This is a genomic window from Streptomyces sp. NPDC020192 (assembly GCF_044388685.1).
Taxonomy (GTDB): Bacteria; Actinomycetota; Actinomycetes; order Streptomycetales; family Streptomycetaceae; genus Streptomyces.
Window position 1 is genome coordinate 505,182 of the sequence record NZ_JBIRXG010000001.1, and the last position, 22,236, is coordinate 527,417.

Consider the following 22,236-nt stretch of genomic DNA (forward strand, 5'->3'; position numbering starts at 1 on the left):
GCAGAGTCCCGTACCGCCACGCGCCCGGAGCGGGCACGATCAGGGGCATGAGACTTCTTGTGCTGGGCGGTACGGAGTTCGTGGGGCGGGCGGTCGCCGAGGCCGCGGTGGCGCGCGGCTGGGAGGTGACCGTCTTCCACCGGGGACGGCACCGAACCCCGGCCGGGGTGCGGTCGTTGCACGGCGACCGCACCGCTCCCGACGGTCTCGCCGCCCTCGCCGCGGAGCCGGGCGGCTGGGACGCCGTGATCGACACCTGGTCGGCGGAGCCGCGTGCCGTGCTCGCCGCGGCACGGCTGCTGCGGGGCCGTGCCGCGCGGTACGCGTACGTCTCCAGCCGGTCGGTGTACACCTGGCCCTGGCCCTCGCTGGGCGGGCCCGCCGAGGCCGGGGCCGTGGTGGAGGGCGCCGCCGACGCGGGGCCGACGGACTACGCCCGCGACAAACGCGGCGGTGAGCTGGCCGCCGTCGAGACCTTCGGCGCGAACCGCTCGGTGCTGGCGCGGGCCGGGCTGATCCTCGGCCCGTACGAGAACGTGGGCCGGCTGCCCTGGTGGCTGACCCGGATCGCCCGCGGCGGCCCGGTCCTCGCTCCCGGCCCGCGCGATCTGCCGCTGCAGTACATCGACGCCCGTGACCTCGCCGACTGGCTCCTCGGCGCGGTCGAGCAGCGGCTGAGCGGGCCGTACGACCTGGTCAGCCCGTCCGGGCACACCACCATGGGCGAGCTGCTGGAGGAGTGCGTCCGGGCCACCGGCGCGGACGCCGAGCTGCGCTGGACCGACCCGCAGGTCGTCCTCGACGCCGGGATCGAGCCCTGGACCCAGCTGCCGGTGTGGACGCCGCCGGGCACGGACCTGCACGCCGCGGCACACCGCGGGGACGTGTCCCGGGCGCTGGCCACCGGCCTGGCCTGCCGGCCGGTCCGGGAGACCGTCGCGGACACCTGGCGCTGGCTCACGGAGATCGGCGGCGAGGCCCCCCGGCGCCCGGACCGCCCGGCCCTGGGCCTCGACCCGGAGACGGAGGCGAAGGTACTGGCCGGGGCGGGGGGTTGAGAACTGTTGCCCGTTGGCTGCGGATGAGCGTGTTCTGGCGTGCATGAGTGAGCATCTCGGCCACGGGACTCGCGGGCATCCAAGGTGGACGTGCGTTTGTTCATCGAATGCGTGACCTTTGCCAGTGATGGTCGTTGGCTGGGGTGACGGGATCTTCGGCCAACACAGGGACGGGGCGAGGGCATGGGAGGGCTGCGGGAGATGGCGGCGCCGTTCGTCGCCCTGGGGCCGTCCGGTGTGGCCATCCGTGACCGGCTCAAGCACCTGACCACCGAGGACGAGAAGGTGCTGCGCCTGGTCGGTGACCTGCTCGGCACGCTCGCCTGCCGTGACCTCAAAGCGCGGTGCGCGGACGGGCTGGACCATGACACCGAGCAGTGGGCCGAGCGCAAGCGCATGCTGACGGGGGAGTCCTCCTCCCGGTGGGCCGGGTCGATCACGAAGGCCTCCCACGATCAGTGGGCGCTCGCGCGACGTGGCCACCTCGCGCACATCCACAGCCTCGAAGCCGGCATCGACACGATCACGCACCGGCTGTCCCTGCCGATCGGCCAGAAGGGCTCGAAGAAGGCGCCGGGCGGTTATCGCAGCAGGCGGGAGTGGCACGCCAAATCGCGCCGCCTGCACGTGCTGGCCGACCGCCTGGACGCCGTGCGGGCGGACTGGCAGGCCGGTGTCGTGCGCGTGGTGCGCGGCGGGAAACGGCTGCTGAACACCCGCCACCACCTGCAGGCCGCCCGTCTCACGGAGGAGCGGTGGCGTGCGCGGTGGCAGGCCGAGCGCCGCTTCCTCGCGGCCGACGGCGAGTCCGGCAAGCGGTTCGGCAACGAGACCATCCGCCTCACCCCCGACGGCGAGGTGAGCATCAAGCTCCCCGCACCGCTGGCACACCTGGCCAACGCCCCGTACGGCCGGTACGTGCTCGCCGCGAAGGTGTCGTTCGCGCACCGGGGCGAGCAGTGGGCCGACCGCGTCGCCGCGAACCGGGCGGTCGCCTACCGCATCCACGAAGACACGGCACGCGGCCGCTGGTACCTGACCGCATCGTGGACGAACCCGCCGGTCAAGACCGTTCCCCTGGAGGCGGCCCGCGCGAACGGGCTGGTAGGCGTGGACACCAACGCCGACCTCCCCCACCGCCGCATGGCGGCTCGACGAGCACGGCAACCCGTGCGGCAAGCCCCGCCGGTTCTCCTTCGACCTCGACGGCCCGGCCGCCCACCGGGACGCGCAGGTGCGGCACGCACTCATCCGGCTCCTGCACTGGGCTGCCCGGCTCGGCCTCGCGATCGCGATCGAAGACCTCGACTTCGCAGCGGAGAAGACCCGCGAGAAGCACGGACGGCGCAAGCGGTTCCGCAAGCTGATCTCCGGCATGCCCGTGAGCAAGCTGCGGTCAAGGCTCGTGTCGATGGCGGCCGAGCTGGGCATCACCGTGGTCGCGGTCGACCCGGCATACACCTCGATCTGGGGCGCCCAGCACTGGCAGAAGCCCCTCACTAGCAACAAGCGCAAGACCACCCGCCACGACGCGGCCAGCGTCGCGATCGGACGACGCGCCCTCGGGCACCGTACCCGGCGACGGACGGCACCGCCCCACGACGACCAGAGCGATCGTCGTGGGCATCGGACCGCCCAGGCCGGACGCGAGACCCGAGGGCGTGAGGCGCTGTCCATCAGCGGCCTCCGGCCGCGGGCCGCCCTCGCATCCCCGGACCACGGACACGATCCGATGGAGCCGGACGCGGAGCGAACGCGGGCGACCAGGACGCTCAACACCGTTCGGAGCGTCCGACTGAGCCTGTACAACTCATGCTCAGTTGTAGGAGCGGTGTATCTGGCACCACCCCCCAGGAGGGGGCCTCGGACGACTGACCCGGACGGGCGTCTCGGCGAGACTTATGGCATGAACACCAACATCAAGCGCGGCACGGTACGGGCCCGTACGAGCGGCACGGTGCGGGTCCGTACGAAAAAGGTCCTGCTGGACGCCGTGCGGGGCCTGACGCTGGCCGTGGCGGTGCTGCCGCTCGGTGTGGCGTTCTTCGTCCTGACGCTCCTCTCCGTCGCCTTCGTCCCGCTCGGCATCGGGCTGGTCACGACCCCGGTGATCCTGACCGGGGTGCGGGCCCTGGCGGACGTCCACAGGAGGCTCGCCGAGGAGTGGTGCGGGGTGCGGATCCCGGCGGCGTACCGGCCCATGCCGGCGAAGGCCAATCCGTGGACCCGTACCTTCCGCCTGCTCGGCGACCCGCAGGTGCGGCGCGATGTGCTGTGGCTGCCGGTGAGCTTCACGGCGGGCTTCGTCACCGCGCTGCTCCCGGCCCTGCTGGTGGCCTACCCGGTCGAGGGGCTCCTGCTGGCGGCCGGGCTGTGGCGGCCGTACGTCTCCGGGTCAGGCGGCACCTACTGGTACCTCTTCGTGCCGGTCACCGACCAGACGAGCGCGTTCGGCGCGGCCGGGCTCGCCGCCGTACTCCTCGCCCTCGCCGGCCGTTACGTCCCGCGCACCCTGGGCGCACACTTCCTGCTCGGCCGGGCCGTACTCGGCAGCGACGCCGAACTCACCGAGCGGGTCAGGGTGTTGACCGAGACCCGGCGGGACGCCGTGGACACCTCCGCCGCCGAGCTGCGCCGCATCGAGCGCGACCTGCACGACGGGGCGCAGGCCCGGCTCGTCGCCATGGGCATGGACCTCGGCACCATCGAGGTGCTGGTGGAACAGGACCCGGCGCAGGCGAAGAGGCTGCTCGCCCAGGCTCGCCGGAACTCCGCCGAGGCCCTGGAGGAGCTGCGCGACCTGGTGCGCGGCATCCACCCGCCGGTCCTCGCCGAACGCGGACTCGGCGACGCCGTACGGGCGTTGGCGCTGCGGCTGCCCCTGCCGACCGAGGTGACCGTGGAGCTGTCGGGCCGCGCGGACGCCCCGGTCGAGTCGGCCGCCTACTTCGCGGTGAGCGAGGTGCTCACCAACGCCGTCAAGCACTCCGGCGCCGACCGGATCTGGGCCGACCTGCACCACACCGACGGCCGGCTGCGGATCACGGTCACCGACAACGGCGGGGGCGGCGCGGCGGTGGGCGCCGGGTCGGGGCTCGCCGGGGTCGAGCGGCGGCTCGGTACATTCGACGGCGTCCTGGCCGTCAGCAGCCCCGCCGGCGGCCCCACCATGGTGACCATGGAGATTCCGTGCGTGTTGTCCTAGCCGAAGACCTCTTCCTGCTGCGCGACGGGCTGGTCCGGATGCTTCAGGCCTTCGGCTTCGAGATCGCGGCCGCCGTCGAGTCCGGCCCCGAACTCGCCCGCGCGCTGGCCGAGTTGGAGCCGGACGTCGCCGTGGTGGACGTACGGCTGCCGCCCACGCACACCGACGAGGGGCTGCAGTGCGCGCTCGCGGCCCGCGCGGCGCGGCCGGGGCTGCCGGTGCTGGTGCTGTCCCAGCACGTGGAACAGCTGTACGCGCGCGAGCTGCTCGCCGACGGCACCGGCGGGGTCGGCTATCTGCTGAAGGACCGGGTGTTCGACGCCGAGCAGTTCATCGACGCCGTACGCCGGGTCGCGGCCGGGGGTACGGCGATGGACCCGCAGGTGATCCAGCAGCTGCTGTCCCGGCGCTCCGCCGAGGACCGGCCGCTCGGCCGGCTGACCCCGCGCGAGCGGGAGGTGCTGGAGCTGATGGCGCAGGGCCGGTCGAACGCGGGCATCGCGGCCCAGCTCGTGGTGACGGAACGGGCCATCGCCAAACACACCTCCAACATCTTCGGCAAACTGGGACTGGAGGTGTCGGACGATGACAACCGGCGCGTCCTGGCGGTGCTCGCCCACCTCGACCAGGACCGGTGAGCCAGCCGCTGACCTGCCAACTCACCTGTTTCTACGAGGAATTTGTGAGACCGGTGAACACCTCTGAGGCGGCGTCCGTACACAAGGGCGCCGCTTCACTCCTGTCGGGCGCCTCGATGCTGCCCCGCAAGGAAGTCAGAGGAGTTCCATGGGACGCAACACACGTAAACGCCGTACGCCGCTGGCCACCAAGGCCATAGCCGCATCGGCGGCCCTAGCGCTCGGTGGGGGCGGGCTGATCTGGGCGAACTTCTACGCCTCGGCGCACGAGTCGAACAACCAGATGTGGGGAGGCAACTCGACCAAGGCCGCGACGGCCCAGGTCGCGACCATCTCCTGCCCCGATGTCGGTCAGAAGCTGACGAACGTCCCCCAGGCGGCCCGCCAGGGTGTGGCGACGGAGCTGGCCAACCTCGACAAGCAGATCACCGAGGCCTACAACCGGCTCGCCTCCACCCGGCAGGCGCAGACCAACGACCCGAGCTTCGTGCAGAACGCGATCGTCGGCCCCCTGAAGGAGAAGCGGGCCGCGACGATCGACCGGATCCGCATCGACATCCAGCGGGTCGGCGGGCAGTTCGACAACTCGCTCTCCCAGCTCGCCGCCTGCACGACGCAGGCCGCCAACCAGACCACCGCCGGCGGCCAGCAGCAGAACGGCGGCCAGAACAACGGTGGTCAGCAGCAGAACAACAACGGCGGCCAGCAGCAGGGCGGTCAGCAGCAGGGGCAGGCCAACAACGGTGGCCAGGGCGGTGACGGCCCGTCCGCGGCGGACTTCGTGGACATCACGAAGGTCGCGGCGAACGTCCAGGCCAAGCCGCAGAAGTCGGCCAACGCCTCGACCGGTACGTTCGTCACGCGCTGCGGTGTGAACGCGAACCAGAACCACAACAGCGACAACGTCATCGTCGCCCCGGGTGTGACCAACGGCGCCCACCACGTGCACGACTACGTGGGCAACCAGAAGGTCAACGCCTTCTCCAGCAACCAGACGTTCCTGCAGGGCGGCACCAGCTGCCAGAACAAGAACGACCTGTCGGCGTACTACTGGCCGGTCATTCGTCTACAGGACGGCACGCAGGAGAAGGACGCCAACGCGGATGGCGGCGGCAAGGACAAGAACGTCGGCAAGATCCTGGTCGCCCAGCAGGCGCAGATCAAGTACGTCGGCAACCCGACCAGCAAGGTCGTCGCGATGCCGCAGTTCCTGCGGATCATCACCGGTGACGCCAAGGCCTTCGTCAACGGCCCGGCCAACGCCAACGCGCACTGGAGCTGCACCGGCTTCGAGAACAAGGTGCAGCTGACGACGCAGTACCCGATCTGCCCGGCGGGCAGCAAGGTGGTGCGGACGTTCGCCTTCCAGAGCTGCTGGGACGGCAAGAACATCGACAGCGCCAACCACCGTACGCACGTGGCCTTCGCCGATCCGGCGAGCGGTGCCTGCCCGGCGGGCTTCAAGGCGATCCCGCAGCTGACGATGCGCCTGGTGTACAACGTGCCGCAGCCGGTCATCCAGAACGGCCAGGTGAAGAACGCCTACGCGGTGGACGGCTTCCCGGAGGAGCTGCACAAGCCGATCACCGACCACGACGACTTCATCAGCGTCACGAACGGCGGTCTGGCCAACACGATCGCGAACTGCATCAACACCGGGCAGCGTTGCCAGTAGTGAAAACCCCCTGGGAAAGCGGGCGGTGGGAGTCTCCCACCGCCCGCTTCTTCCTGTTGGCGGTCGGTCAGTGGTCGGAGTGGGCGGCGTGGTTCGTACCGATCTCCACGTCCCCGCCGAGCCTGCCGCGCAGCGCATGGACGACACCGTCGTCACCGACGGCGACCCACTTGCGGCCGACCAGGTAGTAACCGCCGTAGTCCTTCGCGTCGTTGATCCACTCGCGCTGGCCGCGGTCGGTGGAGAAGGTGGCGAGGATGAACTTCCCGTCGGTGTTGGTGCAGATGGCCTGGCGGATCGTGTCGGCGTCGGTCTGCATGTTCGGCTTGCACTTCACCTCGGCGGCCAGGCTCTCCAGGCTGCCGGTCGCGGTGGGCGGGGCGCTCCTGGTCTCCCCGCCCGCGGCGCAGCCCGCCAGCGCCAGTACGGCCGTGACGGCCGGCAGCAGTCGTGTCACCCTCATCAGTTCCTCCGGTCCTGGTGGCCCAAGCATGCCTCGGCTCCTTCGGATACGGACCCCGGCCGCCGTACGCTCAAATCCGCTGACCGGGTAGGCACGGATGTGCGAAAGTGCCCCGGTGACCGAGAACTGGGAAGACCGCGTGGCCGCCGCCTGGGCCACCCTCGACGACTATCCGGAAGAGCGCGCGCACGAGTTCCGCGCGCTGATCGACGCGCTGGTCGCCGAGCTGCCGGACGACAGCCCGCTGGGCCCCTTCGAGCAGGCCTGCGCCTGGGACTCGACCGGGCACTCGGACAAGGCGGTGCCGCTGTACCAGGAGGCGCTGGCACGGGGACTCGGTGAAGCGAGCCAGTACAAGGGCCGCCGGGCCAAGATCCAGCTGTCCAGCTCCCTGCGGAACATCGGCCAGGCGGAGGAGGGCGTCAAGCTGCTCACGCCCGAACTGGTCGCTCCCTCGGATGAGTTGGACGACGCCGTACGGGCCTGTCTCGCGCTGTGCCTGTCCAGTCTCGGCCGGGACCGCGAGGGCCTCTCCCTCGTCCTCGGCGCGCTGGCCCCCCATCTGCCGCGCTACCAGCGCTCGATGGCCAACTACGCGCGCCTCCTGGTCGAACCGGAGAACTGAGGCAGGGCCGAGGCCGGGGTGAATCACCCATCCGGCGGTGACCAACCCCCGGCTCGCTCGTTCTCCATGACGTGCAGTCACAGGATGTAACCCACCGTCACGCAGCCGTCTCCGCGGGGGACCCCGGTCAGGTCGACGTCGAGCAGGCCGAGGCCGCGCTCGTCGAGCACTATCCCCGGCTGGTCCGGATCGCCTATCTGGTGCTGCCGCCGGGCCTCGGCCGCGGCCGCCGGGTGCTGACCGCACACGCCCTCGTCCAGCGCGCCCTGCCCCGCGGCCGGGGGCAGCGGCCGTCCGTGATCCCGGCCCAGGCCTCGGGCCGGGAGGGCGACCCCGGGTACGCGTTCCTGCGCGAGCGCATCCTGCGTACGGCGCTGGAGGCGGCCCGGCCCCGCAAGGGCCTGCCCCGGCTCTCCCAGCTGCCGCCGCTGCTGCCCCAGGTCTGGGGCCTGAGGCTGTTCCCGCGTTCGGGCGGCGCCGACGAACTCGCCCTGGACCAGCGGCTGTCCGCCCTGTCCGGCCCGGCCCGCGCCGCCTATGTGCTGCGCGGCCTGGAGAAACTGTCCGACGCGGACATCCGCAAGCTCCTCGCCTCGGCCGGAGTGGAGGACCCGGGCGGCGCGCTGGCCTCGGCGAACAGGGTGTCCGGCCGGCCCGAGCTGCTCACCTCCCCCGAGTTCGACCCCTGCTCGCTCCAGGCCCGGCCCACCGATCTGATGCGCCGCCGCCAGCACACCAAGGCCGCCCTCGCCGCGGCCGCCGCACTCGCGGTGTGCGGGGCGCTGGTGGTCATGCCGGGTGGCGGCTGGGGCCCGGACGGCGCCGCCGCGCCCGCCTACGCCGGGAACCCCGCCGCCCAGGCCGCCCTCGACCCGGCCCATCTCACCCGGGTCTCCCCCACCGCCTGGCAGACCTCCGCGCGCGCCGACTTCTCCGTGTGGCCCGCGCGCGGCCCGCTCACCGGCGACCGGGCGCTGCTGCGCCGCGCCCTCGCCGTGTGGGCCCGCCCCGGCGGCACGGTCCGTGTCTCGGCGACCCCCGGCACCCAGACCGGCGGCCCGGCCGGCCCGCCCCAGCTGCTGTACGCGGGCCAGGTCGACAGCGCCCGCGTGGTGATCCTCTACGACGGTCTGCGCATCGCCCGCTATGCCGAGCCGGTCAACGGCACCCAGGGCGCGGCACTCGACTTCGCCCGCGTCGACGGCGCGACCGGCGCCGAGGCGAGCGCGCTGGTGCTGGGCCGCTCCGACGGCAACGTGCGGTATCTGACCGCGCCCTGGGTGAAGAAGGCGGCGGCGCGGAACCTGATGAAGCCGGACGCGGCCGCGACCCCGCTGACCCTCGCCGACGGCGTGACCGCGCCGCTGACCAGCCCGGTGCTCCAGCCCGGCACCTGCACCTCCTGGACCGTGCTCCAGCTGACCGACACCTCCGGCCCCGAACTCGTCGGCGATCTGGGCGAGTTGGTCCCGGCCCACCTGACCTCGGGCAAGCCCGGCTCGCCCGGGGAGGCGTCCGGTGCCGCCGGACTGCGCACCTGGGCGCCGTTCGCCTGTTCCCTGGCGGCGGAGCGCTCGGCGGGCATCCGGAGCGTCAACGCCTGGGAGTTCGCCGAGCAGCCGCTGCCCGACGGCAGCGGGGCCGGGGCCTGGGTGTGCACCCGGGCCGAGACCTGGCGCGGCGACGGCACGGCCGCGCTGGCCCAGTTCCGCACGCCGAAAGCGCCGGTCGGCGCCGTCGTCGCCAAGGGCACGGACGTACGGGCCTGCGGGCCGCGTGATCCCCATGTGCTGGCCGGGGTGCTGTGGAAGTCGGCGGCCGGCCACTGGTATCTGCTGGCGGCGGGCGGCGAGGGGACTTCGTCGATCCGGGCCGGGGGCGGGATCACCGCGGCCGGGCAGGGCCCGTTGCTCGTGGCTCGGGCGAAGCAGGGGGCTTCGGCCACGCTCGAGGGCACGCTGGCGGACGGACGGGCGATCAGCGGGTTGCACTGAGGAAGGCGGGTGCGGGCTGCACCGGGGAAGCTTGTTGACAGCGGCGTAAACAAGGTGCGGCACAGGGGTTCCCAGACTCCCTACCCATCAGTACATTGACGCCATGTCTAACACGCAGGCCCGGGTGCCGCTCAAGGCACGCAAAGTGTCCTTCTCCTGGGACGGCACGCCGTTGCACTGGGTGCCGGACGACCCCTTCACCACGCACACCATCAACGTGCTGCACCTGCTGCTGCCCGCCGGTGAGCGCTGGTTCGTGCACGTGTACAAGCAGGTGCTGCCGTACATACGCGACGAGCGGCTGCGCGAGGACGTCATCGGGTTCATCGGCCAGGAGGCCATGCACTCCCAGGCCCATGACGAGGTGCTGCCACACCTGCGTGAGCAGGGGCTCGACCCGACGCCGTACACCGCGCAGGTCGACTGGTTCTTCGAGAAACTGCTCGGCGACCGCACGCTGCCGCCGGGCAGGCCGCGCCGGTGGTGGCTGATGGAACGGGTCGCCCTCATCGCGGCCATCGAGCACTACACCGCGTTCCTCGGCAACTGGGTGCTCAACGCCGGGGAACTGGACCGGCAGGGCGCCGACCCGACCATGCTGGACCTGCTCCGCTGGCACGGCGCGGAGGAGGTCGAGCACCGCTCCGTGGCCTTCGAGCTGTTCCTGCACGTCGACGGCAGCTACAGCCGGCGGGTCCGCACCTGGGCCACGGCCTTCACGGCGCTGGTGTTCCTGTGGCAGCGCGGGACGCGGTTCTTCATGGAGAACGACCCGACCCTCATCGACGGCAAGGCCACCTTCAAGGACTTCTACGTCCGTGGCAGGCGGGGCCTGCTCCCCTCGACCGGGGACATGATCAGGTCCATCCCCCGCTATCTGAGCCGTGACTACCACCCCTCGCAGGAGGGCGACACCGAGCAGGCCGTCGCCTACCTGGCGTCCTCCCCGGCGGCCACGGCGGCGGAGAAGAGGGCCGCCTGATGCCGAGGCTGCGTACCGTCGCGCTCGTCGCGGGCGCCGTACTGCTGACCCGGGGTGCCCTGCGCCGCCGTATCCAGGTCTCGCCGCTGTGGCCGCTGCCCGCGCTGGAGGAGCCCGTCTCGGGCCGGCCGCGCTCGCGGGCCCTGCGGCTGCTGGTGACCTCGCACGAGACGGTGGCCGACGGGGTCGTCCAACTCCGGCTCGAGGGACCGGACTTGCCGCGCTGGGAGCCCGGCGCGCATCTCGACCTCGTGCTGCCGTCGGGGCTCGTGCGGCAGTACTCGCTGTGCGGCGACCCCGAGGACACCTCCTCGTACACCGTCGCGGCCCGGCTGGTGGCGGACGGGCGGGGCGGCTCGCGCGAGCTGCACGAGCAGGTGACGGAGGGCACGGAACTGGAGGTGCGGGGGCCGCGGAACCGGTTTCCGCTGGTCGAGGCGGAGTCGTACGTCTTCGTCGCCGGCGGGATCGGGATCACCCCGCTGCTGCCGATGCTGCGGGCACTCCCGGAGAACGCCGAGTGGCGGCTGCTGTACGCGGGGCGCGACCGGGCCTCGATGCCCTTCCTGGAGGAGGTCGAGAAGCTGGGCGGCCGCGACCGGGTGACCGTCGTGGAGGGACGGGCCGATCTCGACGCGCTGGAGGTGAGCGAAGGGGCCGCCGTCTACTGCTGCGGCCCGGAGGGGCTCATGGCGGCCGTCGAGGCGCGCTTTCCGGACGTCCGGCTCGAACGGTTCGCGCCGCGTACGTCGTCCGACGGCAACACGGAGTTCGAGGTCGAACTGCGGCGCCGCGGGCGCACGTTGACCGTCCCGGCCGACTCCACCGTGCTGGCCGCCGTCCGCCGGGAGCTGCCGAACACCGCCTACTCCTGCGAGCAGGGATTCTGTGGGACCTGCCAACAGCGGGTGCTGGAAGGGGAGATCGACCACCGGGACGAGCTGCTGACGGACACGGAGCGTGCCGACTCGATGCTGATCTGCGTATCCCGCGCCCGGAGCGATCGTTTGGTGCTCGACATGTGATCACCTGCGGCCGGATCCGATCGGTAAGGTGTGCCCATGAGTACCGGGGTTCGCCGCAGGATGGGCGTCGAGGAGCGGCGGCAGCAGCTGATCGGCGTCGCTCTCGACCTGTTCAGCCGACGCTCGCCCGACGAGGTCTCCATCGACGAGATAGCGGCGGCCGCCGGCATCTCCCGCCCGCTGGTGTACCACTACTTCCCCGGCAAACTCAGCCTGTACGAGGCCGCGTTGAAGCGTGCCTCGGAGGATCTCGCGAGCCGCTTCGCCGAGCCGCACGAGGGTCCGCTCGGCGCCCGGCTGCTGCGCGTGATGCGCCGCTACTTCGCCTTCGTGGACGAACACGGGCCCGGCTTCTCGGCGTTGATGCGCGGCGGCCCGGCGGTCCCCGCGGACGGAGTCCGCTCAAAGGACCACGTCTCGACCACCAACGCGCTGATCGACTCCGTACGGCAGGCCGCGTACGACCAGATCCTGGTGCACCTCCAGGTCGCGGAGGCGCCCCCGCGCCTGGAGCTGGTGGTCCGCTCCTGGATCTCACTCGCCGAGTCGACGGCCCTGCTCTGGCTGGACGGCCGGCGCGTCCCCCGCGCCGAACTGGAGCTCCAGCTCGTGCACGACTTCGCCGCCCTGGCCGCCGTCAGCGCCGCCTACGACGAGGAGATGGCGGCCCTGCTGAAGACCATGGTCAAGGACGAGCCGGCCGACGGCCCCTTCGCGGAGCTGGTCGGCCGGCTCCTGTCCCTGGCGCCCTAGCCCTCGTACTTCCGGTAGGACGCGTCGAGGTCGCGGACCTCGGCGGAGGCGTGGACGGTGACCCCGTCGGCCACGACGAGATGCTCGCGGAGCAGCTCCAGCACCGCCTCGGTCAGCCTCGCCTTCGTCTCCTCGGTACGGCCGGCGAGGAGACCGATGGTCACGTGCACGATCGCGTGCCGCTCGGGGTCCTCGTAGCCGAACGAGCTCGCCTCGGCGGCCCGGAACAGCGTCTTGCACGACTCCGGCTTGGCCGCCGCGATCTCGACGGTCACCTCGTGCAGTCGCCGGTCGAAGCCTTCCGAGAACTCCTCGACGTTGTCCGAGCAGTCGACGGTGATCTGTGGCATGGGCACTCCTGTTCTACGGCGCGACGCCCCGACCCTACTTCGCCGCCCGCGTGAACACCGCCACCGTCCGCGCCGGGACACTGAACGTGCCCGAGCCGGCCGCGTAGGAGGAGGTCTTCACCACCGCGTCGGCGCCAAAGGCCTGCACCGGGTGCAGCCGGTACGACGTCCCGGCGAGGGTGCCGACCGTCTGTTCCTGCCGCTGCGGGGTGGCGTTGAAGACGACGACCAGGTCACCGAGGCGCATGGTGATCACGCCCGGTGTCTCGTCCTTGCCGGACAGCGGGAAGGACAGCGCGTCCTGCACCTGCGCGGCCGTGTCGAGGGAGAACGCCTTCTCCGTCGTACGGATCCTCAGCAGGTCCTGGTAGGCGGCCGAGGCGCCGGTGATGTCGTTGCAGCCCACCCGGAGCGCGCTCAGCAGCGGCTTGGCGAAGTCCCACTTGGACTGGTTGTCGGCCGCCATCGGCAGCCCGCGGCCGAAGCCGTTGCCGTCGGCGCAGTTCCAGTGGATGGCGTTGAACCAGTCGCCGCTGTCGAAGGAGTTGCGGTCGAGGGACTTGGAACGCAGCAGGTCGGTGCCCGCCTGGGAGAGGGCCGGACCCTGTGAGAGGGCGGCCGTGGCCATGGCGAGGACCTGCATCCGGGCCCGGTCGGCGGCGCTGGTCTTCGCGGGCAGCTTGTAGGTCAGCGCGTCGAAGAGGGACTCGTTGTCGTGCGCGTCCACATAGGCGAGGGCGTCGCCGGGCGAGTCCGCGTAGCCGGCGGGCGAGCCGTTGTAGTCGATCTCGGAACCCTTGACCTCCTTGCCGTCCGTGTCCGTGAAGTGGTACCTGGCGAGGTTGCCGCTCAGCCCGACCTTGATCAGGTCCTGGTAGTGCAGCAGCCGGGCCTTCTGCTCGGCCGAAGTGCCGTTTGCGGTGGAGGAGTTGGGGTCGGTGTAGAGACCGGAGGCGAAGCCCTGGACGCCGGGGTCGGAGTCGAAGGGGCTGCCGCCGCGCACCGCGTCCCGGGCCCGGTCGGAGAAGGTGGCGATGCCAGTGCCGGCCATGTTGGCCTGCGTGGCCTGCACGAAGCGGGCGTCGTTCGCGACCTCGCCGAAGTTCCAGCCCTCGCCGTACAGGATGATCTTCTTGCCGTCGACGCCGTCCTTGGCGACGGTCAGCGCGTCGAGTGCCTTCCGGACGGCCAGGATGTTGGCCTTCGGGTGGTGGCCCATGAGGTCGAACCGGAAGCCGTCGACCTTGTACTCCTTGGCCCAGGTGACGATCGAGTCCACGACCAGCTTGCCCATCATCGCGTTCTCGGGCGCGGTGTTGGCGCAGCAGGTGCTGTTGGCCACGCTGCCGTCGGCGAGGAGCCGCTGGTAGTAGCCGGGTACGACCTTGTCCAGGACGGAGGTGTCCGCCTGGCCGCTGGCGGCGGTGTGGTTGTAGACGACGTCCATGACGACCCTGAGGCCGTCCCCGTTCAGCGCCTGGACCATCCTGCGGAACTGGACCGTGCGGGCGGTGCCGTCCGGGTCGGTGGCGTACGAGCCCTCGGGAACCGTGAAGTGGTACGGGTCGTAGCCCCAGTTGTAGGCGTCCTTCGCGGCGGTCTTCGCCACGCACGCCTGCTGCTGGTCGGAGTCGGCCGGGTAGGAGGCGAGGTCACAGGCCGGGCTCTGCTGGTCGGCCTTCTTCTCGGGGACCGTGGCGAAGTCGAACGCGGGCAGCAGGTGGACGTAGGAGGTCCCGGACGTCGCCAGCTGCCTGAGGTGCCGGGAGCCGTCGCTGTTCTTGTCGGTGAAGGCCAGGTAGGTGCCCTGGTCCTTGGCCGGGACGGTCCGGTCGGCGACCGAGAAGTCCCGGATGTGCAGCTCCTGGATCTGCGCGTCCTTCAGCGGTACGGCCGTGGGCTTGCGCAGGGCCGCCCAGCCGCTCGGGGCGAGGGCCTTGTCGTTCAGGTCGACGACGAGGCTGCGCGCGGAGTCGGCGGTGAGGGCGACCGAGTAGGGGTCGGTGACCTTGTTGACGACCAGCTTGCGGACGCTGGGCGCCCAGACCTTCACGACGTACCGATAGGGCTTGCCCTTCCAGGACGCGGGCCCGGTGACGGACCAGACCCCGGTCGTGTCGTCGCGGTGCATGGCCCTGACCGAGCCGTCCAGCTCCAGCGAGACGCTCTGTGCGGTCGGCGCCCAGACGGAGAGGGTCGGCCTGCCGTCGTGGAACACCGGGCCGAGCTGGGCCTTGGTCGCCGCCGGGTAGAGGTCGTCCAGGACCCCGGCGATCTGCACACCCGTCGCGGCCAGCACGGCGCCGCCCGCGGCCCGCTGGGAGGCGACGAGCTGGCCGGTGAGCGCCGTGCGCACCCGGTCCCGGTCACGCGGGTCGACGGACCAGGCGGCGTAGTCCTTCAGGTACGGGAACTTCGCCTTCTGGGCGTCGGTGAGCGTGGTCTTCTCCAGCCGGATCCAGCGCTCGTCGTCGCTGGTCAGCGTCCCGTCCTTGACGGTGATCGAGCCGTCCCGGGAGGAGAGCAGCTGGGTGGAGGCGGCGCCGTCGGCGCCGTTCCAGGCGACGGTGTCCCGGTCGATCCAGACCGCCTTGGACGTGCTCAGGTCGAGCGCGGCCGCGCTGCCGGCGGGCTGCGGGAGCAGGTACTTCTCCTGGCCGTTCAACAGCCACACCTCGTAGCCGTTGGCCTTGAGATCCAGCGACTGGTCGGCGGGCAGGTCCTTGTCGTCGCCCTTGTGGATGATGTAGCTGAGGCTGGTGGCACCCGCGCTGAGCGGCACCTCGAAGACCGCGCCATAGGCATCAGTCTTCACCGGCTGCAGCGGCTTCGACCAGTCGGTGGGGTTCGCGGCACCCGTCCAGACGTGCAGGCCCCAGCCGTCGTAGGAGCCGTCGGCGCGGTGGTAGTGGATGACGGCCTTGGTGGTGTCCTGGGCGGGATAGGCGGGCTTCGTCGTCAGTACGTCCGGCTTGCCCTGCTCGACCCAGACCTCACCCGTCCTGGTGACGTCGATGCTCCGGTCGGCCAAGACGTCCTTGTTGCCGTTCTTGTCGATGACCAGGAAGCCGACGTTCGAGGCGCCGGGCTTGAGCCTGACGTAGGCGAAGGCGCCGTAGGCGTCCCGGCCGGCGAAGGGGTGACTGGCCGGCCACTGGGTCGCCTCGCCGTCGGCGATGTCGCCCCAGGCGTACAGGCCCCAGTTGTCGTAGTCGCCGTCGGTGCGCTTGTAGTGGACGATCGCATAGTCCCGGGAGGACGCCGTGGGCACCGGGGTCGCCGGCGGGGTGCCGGAGGTGCTGCTCGCCACGGCGCTCGCGGTGTGCCCGGCCGCGTCGACGACGACGGCCTTGTAGCGCAGGGCGGTCCCGGCGGGTACGGCGGTGCCGAGGGTCTGGGTGACCTTGTACGGGGCGTGGTCGGCGGAGCCGAGCACCTGCCACCGGGCGTCGCCGACCTGGGCGGCGAAGACGACCCGGTTCAGCTGACCGCTGTTCACGTCGGCGGTCAGGTTCACGGTCCCGGTGGCTCCGGCGGCCGGGGCCTGGAGGGTGATCGTCGGCTTGGCGGCGGGCTCGGCGAGGGTGCGGGCGGCCTTGTAGACGACGGCGGACTCGGCCGGGACGGTGACGGTGACCTTGTGGTCGGCGTCCGTCCGCACCGAGCCGGTGGCGCCGTAGATCCCCCGGTACGACATGCCGGCGGACCCGGTGGCGAACGTGGCCGTCTTCGTCTCGCTCGCGTTGTTGAAGGCGACGACGTACTCGGCGCCCGTCCTGGCGTCCGTCCGGGTGAAGGCGTAGATCCCGGCGCCGTCAGCCGCGTACCGCTCGGTCTGGACGCCCTCGGTCAGGGCCGGGTTGGCCGTGCGGAGCTGGGACAGGGCGGCGATCTGCCGGTAGAGCGGGGCGCCGGTGTCGTAGGAGTCGCTGGCGTGGGTGCGGGTGGTGCCGATCTCGTTGTCCTTGAGATAGTCGGGCACCTGGGAGGCGAACATGGTCTGGCGGGCGTCCTTGTCACCGCCGGAGCCGGTGAAGCCCTGCTCGTCGCCGTAGTAGACGACCGGGTTGCCACGGCTGAGGAACATCAGCTCGTTGGCGAGGCGGTCCTTCTTCAGGATCTCGGCGTCGGTGGCCTTCGGGTTGTCCTGCTGCAGGAAGTACCCGATGCGGCCCATGTCGTGGTTGCCGAGGAAGGTGACCTGCTCGTAGGCGTTGGCCTTGTCGGTCGTGTACTTCCAGTCGTCGCCGAAGACGCCCGCGAGCTTCTGCGCGCTGCCGCCCTGGGAGGCGTAGGAGCGGGCCGCGTCCTGGAAGGGGAAGTCGAGGGTGGCGTCGAGGCGGCCCTGGGTGACGTACGGGGAGGTGATCGAGGTGTCGGCGGAGTAGACCTCGCCGAACATGAAGAAGTTCTTCCGCCCGCGTGCCGCCGCGTACGTGTCCAGCGCGGTGGCCCACTGGGTCCAGAACGGCATGTCGACGTGCTTGACGGTGTCGATCCGGAACCCGTCGACGGCGAAGTCCTTCACCCAGCGCTCGTAGATCTTCTCCATGCCGTGCACGACCTCGGGACGCTCGGTCCACAGGTCGTCCAGGCCGGAGAAGTCGCCGTAGGTGGTGGACTCGCCGGCGTACGTCGAGTCGCCCCGGTTGTGGTACATCGTCGGGTCGTTGAGCCAGGCCGGGACCTTGCTGTCGCTCGTGACCCGCGGGGTGTACGGGAAGGACCCGGTGCCGACGGCCGGGAACTTCTTGCCGCCGTCGGCGTAGTCGGCGTCGTCGAAGGGCCTGCCGTCCTCGGTCAGGTACGGGAAGGCGCCCTTGGAGAGGTAGTCGGAGGACTTCTCCCGGTAGCTGACGACGTCGGCGGTGTGGTTGGTGATGACGTCGAAGAAGACCTTCATGCCCTTGGCGTGGGCCTTGGAGATGAGGGTCTTCAGGTCCTGGTTGGTGCCGAAGTGCGGGTCGACCTGGGTGAAGTCGGTGATCCAGTAGCCGTGGTAGCCGGCGGAGGCGCCCGCGCCGGTGCCCTGCACGGGCTGGTTCTTGAAAATGGGGGCCATCCAGATGGCCGTCGTGCCGAGGCCCTTGACGTAGTCCAGCTTCCGGGTCAGGCCCTTGAGGTCGCCGCCCTGGTAGAAGCCCTTGTCGGTGGGGTCGTAACCGGTGCTGAGCCGGGAGCCGGTGAGGCCGCCCCGGTCGTTGGACTTGTCCCCGTTGGCGAAACGGTCCGGCATGACGAAGTAGAACTGCTCGCGGGTGTCGTCGTGCCGGGCGGGCTGAGCGGCGAGGGCCGCGTCCGACGGGGGTGCGGGCGGGGTGGCTGCGTGTGCCGCCAGTGGCTGGATCAGGGCGGCGGCGAGGGCTGCGGCGGTCACGGCCGCGGCCCGTCTCGCTCTCGGTATCACGCGTAACTCCTAGCGAATGCGGCTCTCTTGGGTCCGACCCCGCGCGACCGTATCGCCGCAGAAAGCTTTACTGCAAGAGTCTTGAAACTCATAGCAAGAAGTTTCAACGTCAACCTTGACGTGCCCTTCTCAACTGCCGCAGGCTCACCGGTTGTTGAAACTCACCCCCTACTTCGGAGCCGCACATGACCGAAAACCGACACCGACCCCCGGGCTCACCGGGTGTCGTCCGCCGGACGGCCGGAGCCGTGGCCGCCGGCGCGCTGGCCCTCGCGGGCGTGCTCGCCCTGCCCGCGACCCCCGCACAGGCGAAGACGACCGCCAAAGGCGACGTGATCGCCAACCTCTGGGAGTGGAACTGGGACTCCATCGCCTCGGAGTGCACCAACGTGCTGGGCCCGGCGGGCTACGGCGCGGTCCAGGTGGCGCCGCCCGAGGAGTCCCTGAAGCAGTCGAACTACTACTGGTGGGACGTCTACCAGCCGTACTCGTACAGCCTGAACAGCCGCTTCGGCAGCCAGGCGAAGTTCAGCGCCATGATCACGGCCTGTCACACGGCGGGTGTGAAGGTCTACACGGACGCGGTGCTCAACCACACGGCCGCGCAGACCGGCACCGGGTACAACGGGACGACGATCACCGACAAGTACTCCACGCCCGACTGGAGCCGGACCGACTACCACGACTCCAGCCAGTGCCCGACCTCTGACCTGACCATCCAGGACTACTCGAACCTGACCCAGGTCCAGAACTGCGAGCTGCTCGGCCTGCCCGACCTGAAGACCGGGTCGGACAACGTCCGCGTGGGCCTCGCGAACTACCTCAACTCCCAGCTGGCCCTGGGTGTCGACGGCTTCCGGATCGACGCGGCCAAGCACATCCCCGAGGCCGACATCGCGGCGATCGAGGGCAAGCTGACGAACACCACGGCGGGCTCGGCGCCGTACGTCTTCCAGGAGATCTACCCCGGCTCGACTCCGCAGCCGAGCGACTACTACGCCTCGGGTGACGTCCTGGACTTCACCTACGCGAGCAAGATGAAGTCGGCCTTCCAGGGCAACGTCTCCGACCTGTCGTCCCTGTCGTCGTCCGGCATCCTGCCGGCGGCCAACTCGGTGTCGTTCGTGACGAACCACGACACCGAGCGCAACGGCCTGCACATGTCGTACAAGGACGGCGACACCTACAAGCTGGCCAACCTCTTCCAGCTCGCCTACAAGTGGTCGACGCCGACGGTGTACGCCAGCTGGGAGTGGACCCAGAGCGACCAGGCACCGCCGAACTCGTCGGGCTTCGTGACCGGCACGGACTGCTCGAACGGCGCCTGGTACTGCCTGGACCGGGACACCGGCGTGGTCGGCATGGTGGCCTGGCACAACGCGACCGACACGGCCGCGGTCTCCAACTGGCAGACCATGTCGTCCAACGTGATCGGCTTCGGGCGCGGCGGCAAGGGCTTCTTCGCGCTCAACAACGGGACGTCGTCGGCGACCTACACGTTCGCCACGGGGATGGCCGACGGCACGTACAGCAACGTGATCGACGGCGGCAAGTCGACGGTGACCGTCTCCGGCGGCAGCGCGTCGATCACGATCCCCGCGAAGGGCGCGGTCGCCTTCTTCAACTCGTCCTACACCTGCACGGTGGGCTGCGGCGACTCGGGCGGCAGCTCCGGCGGCACGGTGAGCGCGACCTTCAACGAGTACGCGTCGACCACGTCCGGCACGAACGTGTACGTGGTCGGCTCCATCGCGGCGCTGGGCGGCTGGGACACCTCGAAGGCCGTCCAGCTCTCGTCCACCGGCTACCCGATCTGGTCGGGTGAGGTGAGCGTGCCGGTGAACACGTCCTTCACGTACAAGTACATCAAGAAGGACAGCTCCGGGAACGTCACCTGGGAGTCGAACGCCAACAGGTCGACGTCCACCACCACTTCGGCCCTGTCGCTGAACAACTCCTGGAACGTGGCGGACACCGACGCCACCGGCGTCACCTTCAACGAGACCGCCACGACCGACCTGGGCACCAACGTCTACGTCGTCGGCTCGATCCCGTCCCTCGGCTCCTGGAGCACGTCCGACGCCATCCCGCTCTCCTCGGCGGCCTACCCGACCTGGAGCAAGCTGGTGATCGTCCCGAAGAGCACGACCTTCGCCTACAAGTACATCAAGAAGGACGGCTCCGGAAACGTCACCTGGGAGTCCGGCACGAACCGCTCGTACACGACGGGCACGTCGTCCGGATACACGACGAGCGACACCTGGAAGTAAGGCACCTACAGGACATGGCCGCGGGGGCTCCACCCCCGCGGCCGTCTCTGCTGATCGAACCCGTCAGTCCGTCGTGGACCACCAGACGGCCGTGTCGGCGGGTACCTTCGTCTCGCCGTCGGCCTCGGTGACCTCACCGCTGGTGAGCAGGACCCGGCCGTACGCCGGAACGGTCACCGCCTCCCCCGTGGTGTTCGCGACGCACACGAAGCCGCCCCGGCGGAAGGCCAGGACGCCCTCCGGCGCCCGCAGCCACTCCACCGCGTCGCCCGCGCCCAGGTCGGGCCGCGACCGGCGCACGCTCAGCGCGGACCGGTACAGCTCCAGGGTGGAGCCGGCCACGCCGGTCTGGGCCTCCACGCTCAGGTCGGCCCAGGCGGAGGGCTGTGGCAGCCAGCTGCCACCGCCGCCGAAGCCGTACGACGAGCCCGTGCGGGTCCATGGGATCGGGACCCGGCAACCGTCACGGAAGCCGTCCTGGCCGGCGCCGCGGAAGTACGCCGGGTCCTGGCGCACCTCGTCGGGGAGGTCGACCACGTCCGGCAGACCCAGTTCCTCGCCCTGGTAGATGTACGCCGAGCCGGGCAGCGCCAGCATGAGGAGGGTGGCCGCCCGTGCCCGGCGCAGGCCCAGTGCGCGGTCGCCGGCCGTGCGGATCTGGGTGCCCAGGCCCGGCGGGTTGGCGAAGCGGGTGGCGTGGCGGGTGACGTCGTGGTTCGACAGGACCCAGGTCGCGGGGGCGCCCACCGGGCGCATCGCCTCCAGGGTGCGGTCGATGACCTCGCGGAGTTCCGGCGCGTCCCAGGCCGTGCTCAGGTACTGGAAGTTGAAGGCCTGGTGCAGCTCGTCCGGGCGGACATAGTTCGCGGTGCGCTCGACCGTCGGCGTCCACGCCTCGGCCACGAAGATGCGCTCGCCGGAGTACTCGTCCAGGATCAGCCGCCACTGGCGGTAGATCTCGTGTACGCCGTCCTGGTCGAAGAACGGCATGACATCGTTGCCCAGCAGCTTGAGCTGATCGTGGGCGCCCAGGTCCGGCAGGCCCTCCGCCTTCACCAGGCCGTGGGCCACATCGATACGGAAGCCGTCGACGCCCATGTCCAGCCAGAAGCGGAGGATCGAGCGGAACTCGTCACCCACCGCCGGGTGGTCCCAGTTGAAGTCGGGCTGCTCGGGAGCGAAGAGGTGCAGGTACCACTCGCCGTCGTCCACCCTCGTCCAGGCCGGGCCGCCGAAGATGGACTCCCAGTCGTTGGGCGGCAGTTCGCCGTTCTTCCCCTTGCCGGGGCGGAAGTGGTAGCGCTCGCGCAGCGGGGAGCCGGGGCCCTCGGCGAGGGCGCGCTTGAACCACTCGTGCTGGTCGGAGGAGTGGTTGGGGACCAGGTCCACGATGATGCGCAGGCCCAGTTCGTGCGCGTCGCGGATCAGCGCGTCGGCGTCGAGCAGGTTGCCGAACATCGGGTCGACGGCTCGGTAGTCGGCGACGTCGTAGCCGGCGTCGGCCTGCGGGGAGGCGTAGAAGGGGCTGAGCCACACGGCGTCGACGCCGAGGTCGCGGAGGTACGGCAGACGGGAGCGGATGCCTTCCAGGTCGCCCATGCCGTCGCCGTCGCTGTCGGCGAAGCTGCGCGGATAGACCTGGTAGATGACCGCGTCCCGCCACCAGTCGCGGCGGTCGGCGACGGCGGCTGCGGTGGAATGGGGGGCCGGTGCGGCAGGGTGCTGCTGGCTCATGGCGTCCTTGAGGGGTAAGCGAGTTCTGGTCATGGGCGCGTGGGTGCGGCGGGGGAT

The 22,236-nt window shown here is 70.8% G+C and carries 14 protein-coding genes and 1 pseudogene; 11 read left to right on the forward strand and 4 right to left on the reverse strand.

The window, feature by feature from the left end:
• The first annotated feature begins 47 nt into the window (after positions 1-47).
• The 5 genes and pseudogenes from ACH47Z_RS02365 to ACH47Z_RS02385 all read left to right on the forward strand — a co-directional run bounded on the left by ACH47Z_RS02365 (position 48) and on the right by ACH47Z_RS02385 (position 6,576).
• Positions 48-1,058 (forward strand): NAD-dependent epimerase/dehydratase family protein, encoded by a 1,011-nt coding sequence (locus tag ACH47Z_RS02365; protein WP_399069598.1) that lies wholly within the window; start codon positions 48-50, stop codon positions 1,056-1,058.
• Positions 1,059-1,241: 183 nt separating this feature from the next.
• A pseudogene (locus ACH47Z_RS02370) lies at positions 1,242-2,933 on the forward strand (IS200/IS605 family accessory protein TnpB-related protein).
• Positions 2,934-2,964: 31 nt separating this feature from the next.
• Positions 2,965-4,263: a sensor histidine kinase gene (locus ACH47Z_RS02375; RefSeq protein WP_399069600.1), complete on the forward strand. Its 1,299-nt coding sequence runs from the start codon at positions 2,965-2,967 to the stop codon at positions 4,261-4,263.
• Positions 4,248-4,901, forward strand: a complete 654-nt coding sequence (locus ACH47Z_RS02380; protein WP_399069603.1) for a LuxR C-terminal-related transcriptional regulator — start codon at positions 4,248-4,250, stop codon at positions 4,899-4,901. Before ACH47Z_RS02375 ends, ACH47Z_RS02380 begins: the two co-directional genes overlap by 16 nt.
• 148 nt (positions 4,902-5,049) lie before the next feature.
• Complete coding sequence (locus ACH47Z_RS02385) at positions 5,050-6,576, forward strand: DUF1996 domain-containing protein (RefSeq protein WP_399069604.1); 1,527 nt, start codon at positions 5,050-5,052, stop codon at positions 6,574-6,576.
• A 67-nt stretch (positions 6,577-6,643) separates the two neighbouring features.
• On the opposite strand, the gene ACH47Z_RS02390 is transcribed toward ACH47Z_RS02385, so the two are convergent.
• On the reverse strand, positions 6,644-7,039 hold the full coding sequence (locus tag ACH47Z_RS02390; RefSeq protein WP_399069606.1) for a hypothetical protein: 396 nt from the start codon (positions 7,037-7,039) through the stop codon (positions 6,644-6,646).
• Positions 7,040-7,136: 97 nt separating this feature from the next.
• Between ACH47Z_RS02390 and ACH47Z_RS02395 the strand changes: the two genes are divergently transcribed.
• The 5 genes from ACH47Z_RS02395 (at position 7,137) to ACH47Z_RS02415 (ending at position 12,418) form a co-directional block, all read left to right on the forward strand.
• Positions 7,137-7,664 carry a tetratricopeptide repeat protein gene (locus ACH47Z_RS02395; RefSeq protein WP_399069608.1) on the forward strand — a complete coding sequence of 176 codons (528 nt, stop codon included), beginning with the start codon at positions 7,137-7,139 and terminating at the stop codon, positions 7,662-7,664.
• A gap of 71 nt (positions 7,665-7,735) precedes the next feature.
• Entirely contained in the window at positions 7,736-9,658 is a 1,923-nt protein-coding gene (locus tag ACH47Z_RS02400; RefSeq protein ID WP_399069610.1) for a hypothetical protein, read from the forward strand.
• A 103-nt stretch (positions 9,659-9,761) separates the two neighbouring features.
• On the forward strand, positions 9,762-10,640 hold the full coding sequence (locus ACH47Z_RS02405) for a metal-dependent hydrolase (RefSeq protein ID WP_399069612.1): 879 nt from the start codon (positions 9,762-9,764) through the stop codon (positions 10,638-10,640).
• A complete protein-coding gene (locus ACH47Z_RS02410) occupies positions 10,640-11,665 on the forward strand; it encodes a PDR/VanB family oxidoreductase (RefSeq protein ID WP_399069614.1) in 1,026 nt (341 codons plus the stop codon). The genes ACH47Z_RS02405 and ACH47Z_RS02410 overlap by 1 nt, the downstream gene beginning before the upstream one ends.
• A 36-nt stretch (positions 11,666-11,701) precedes the next feature.
• Positions 11,702-12,418 carry a TetR/AcrR family transcriptional regulator gene (locus ACH47Z_RS02415; protein WP_399069616.1) on the forward strand — a complete coding sequence of 239 codons (717 nt, stop codon included), beginning with the start codon at positions 11,702-11,704 and terminating at the stop codon, positions 12,416-12,418.
• Here ACH47Z_RS02415 and ACH47Z_RS02420 read toward each other — a convergent pair.
• Both ACH47Z_RS02420 and pulA read right to left on the reverse strand, forming a co-directional pair.
• Positions 12,415-12,768 (reverse strand): 5-carboxymethyl-2-hydroxymuconate Delta-isomerase, encoded by a 354-nt coding sequence (locus ACH47Z_RS02420; protein ID WP_399069618.1) that lies wholly within the window; start codon positions 12,766-12,768, stop codon positions 12,415-12,417. The two genes, ACH47Z_RS02415 and ACH47Z_RS02420, sit on opposite strands and share 4 nt — an antisense overlap.
• Before the next feature lie 34 nt (positions 12,769-12,802).
• Complete coding sequence (pulA, locus tag ACH47Z_RS02425; protein WP_399069620.1) at positions 12,803-18,175, reverse strand: pullulanase-type alpha-1,6-glucosidase; 5,373 nt, start codon at positions 18,173-18,175, stop codon at positions 12,803-12,805.
• A gap of 185 nt (positions 18,176-18,360) precedes the next feature.
• Between pulA and ACH47Z_RS02430 the strand changes: the two genes are divergently transcribed.
• Positions 18,361-20,445: a carbohydrate-binding module family 20 domain-containing protein gene (locus ACH47Z_RS02430; protein ID WP_399069622.1), complete on the forward strand. Its 2,085-nt coding sequence runs from the start codon at positions 18,361-18,363 to the stop codon at positions 20,443-20,445.
• A gap of 63 nt (positions 20,446-20,508) precedes the next feature.
• On the opposite strand, the gene ACH47Z_RS02435 is transcribed toward ACH47Z_RS02430, so the two are convergent.
• Positions 20,509-22,179 (reverse strand): glycoside hydrolase family 13 protein, encoded by a 1,671-nt coding sequence (locus ACH47Z_RS02435; RefSeq protein ID WP_399069624.1) that lies wholly within the window; start codon positions 22,177-22,179, stop codon positions 20,509-20,511.
• Between the last annotated feature and the right edge of the window lie 57 nt (positions 22,180-22,236).

Excerpts from the sequence above, each read along its gene's own strand:
- ACH47Z_RS02375 (WP_399069600.1), top strand. The coding sequence starts at position 2,965 with ATGAACACCAACATCAAGCGCGGCACGGTACGGGCCCGTACGAGCGGC.
- ACH47Z_RS02415 (WP_399069616.1), top strand. The coding sequence starts at position 11,702 with ATGAGTACCGGGGTTCGCCGCAGGATGGGCGTCGAGGAGCGGCGGCAG.
- ACH47Z_RS02420 (WP_399069618.1), bottom strand. The coding sequence starts at position 12,768 with ATGCCACAGATCACCGTCGACTGCTCGGACAACGTCGAGGAGTTCTCG.
- ACH47Z_RS02410 (WP_399069614.1), top strand. The coding sequence starts at position 10,640 with ATGCCGAGGCTGCGTACCGTCGCGCTCGTCGCGGGCGCCGTACTGCTG.
- ACH47Z_RS02405 (WP_399069612.1), top strand. The coding sequence starts at position 9,762 with ATGTCTAACACGCAGGCCCGGGTGCCGCTCAAGGCACGCAAAGTGTCC.
- ACH47Z_RS02430 (WP_399069622.1), top strand. The coding sequence starts at position 18,361 with ATGACCGAAAACCGACACCGACCCCCGGGCTCACCGGGTGTCGTCCGC.
- ACH47Z_RS02395 (WP_399069608.1), top strand. The coding sequence starts at position 7,137 with ATGTGCGAAAGTGCCCCGGTGACCGAGAACTGGGAAGACCGCGTGGCC.
- ACH47Z_RS02435 (WP_399069624.1), bottom strand. The coding sequence starts at position 22,179 with ATGAGCCAGCAGCACCCTGCCGCACCGGCCCCCCATTCCACCGCAGCC.
- ACH47Z_RS02390 (WP_399069606.1), bottom strand. The coding sequence starts at position 7,039 with ATGAGGGTGACACGACTGCTGCCGGCCGTCACGGCCGTACTGGCGCTG.
- ACH47Z_RS02385 (WP_399069604.1), top strand. The coding sequence starts at position 5,050 with ATGGGACGCAACACACGTAAACGCCGTACGCCGCTGGCCACCAAGGCC.
- ACH47Z_RS02365 (WP_399069598.1), top strand. The coding sequence starts at position 48 with ATGAGACTTCTTGTGCTGGGCGGTACGGAGTTCGTGGGGCGGGCGGTC.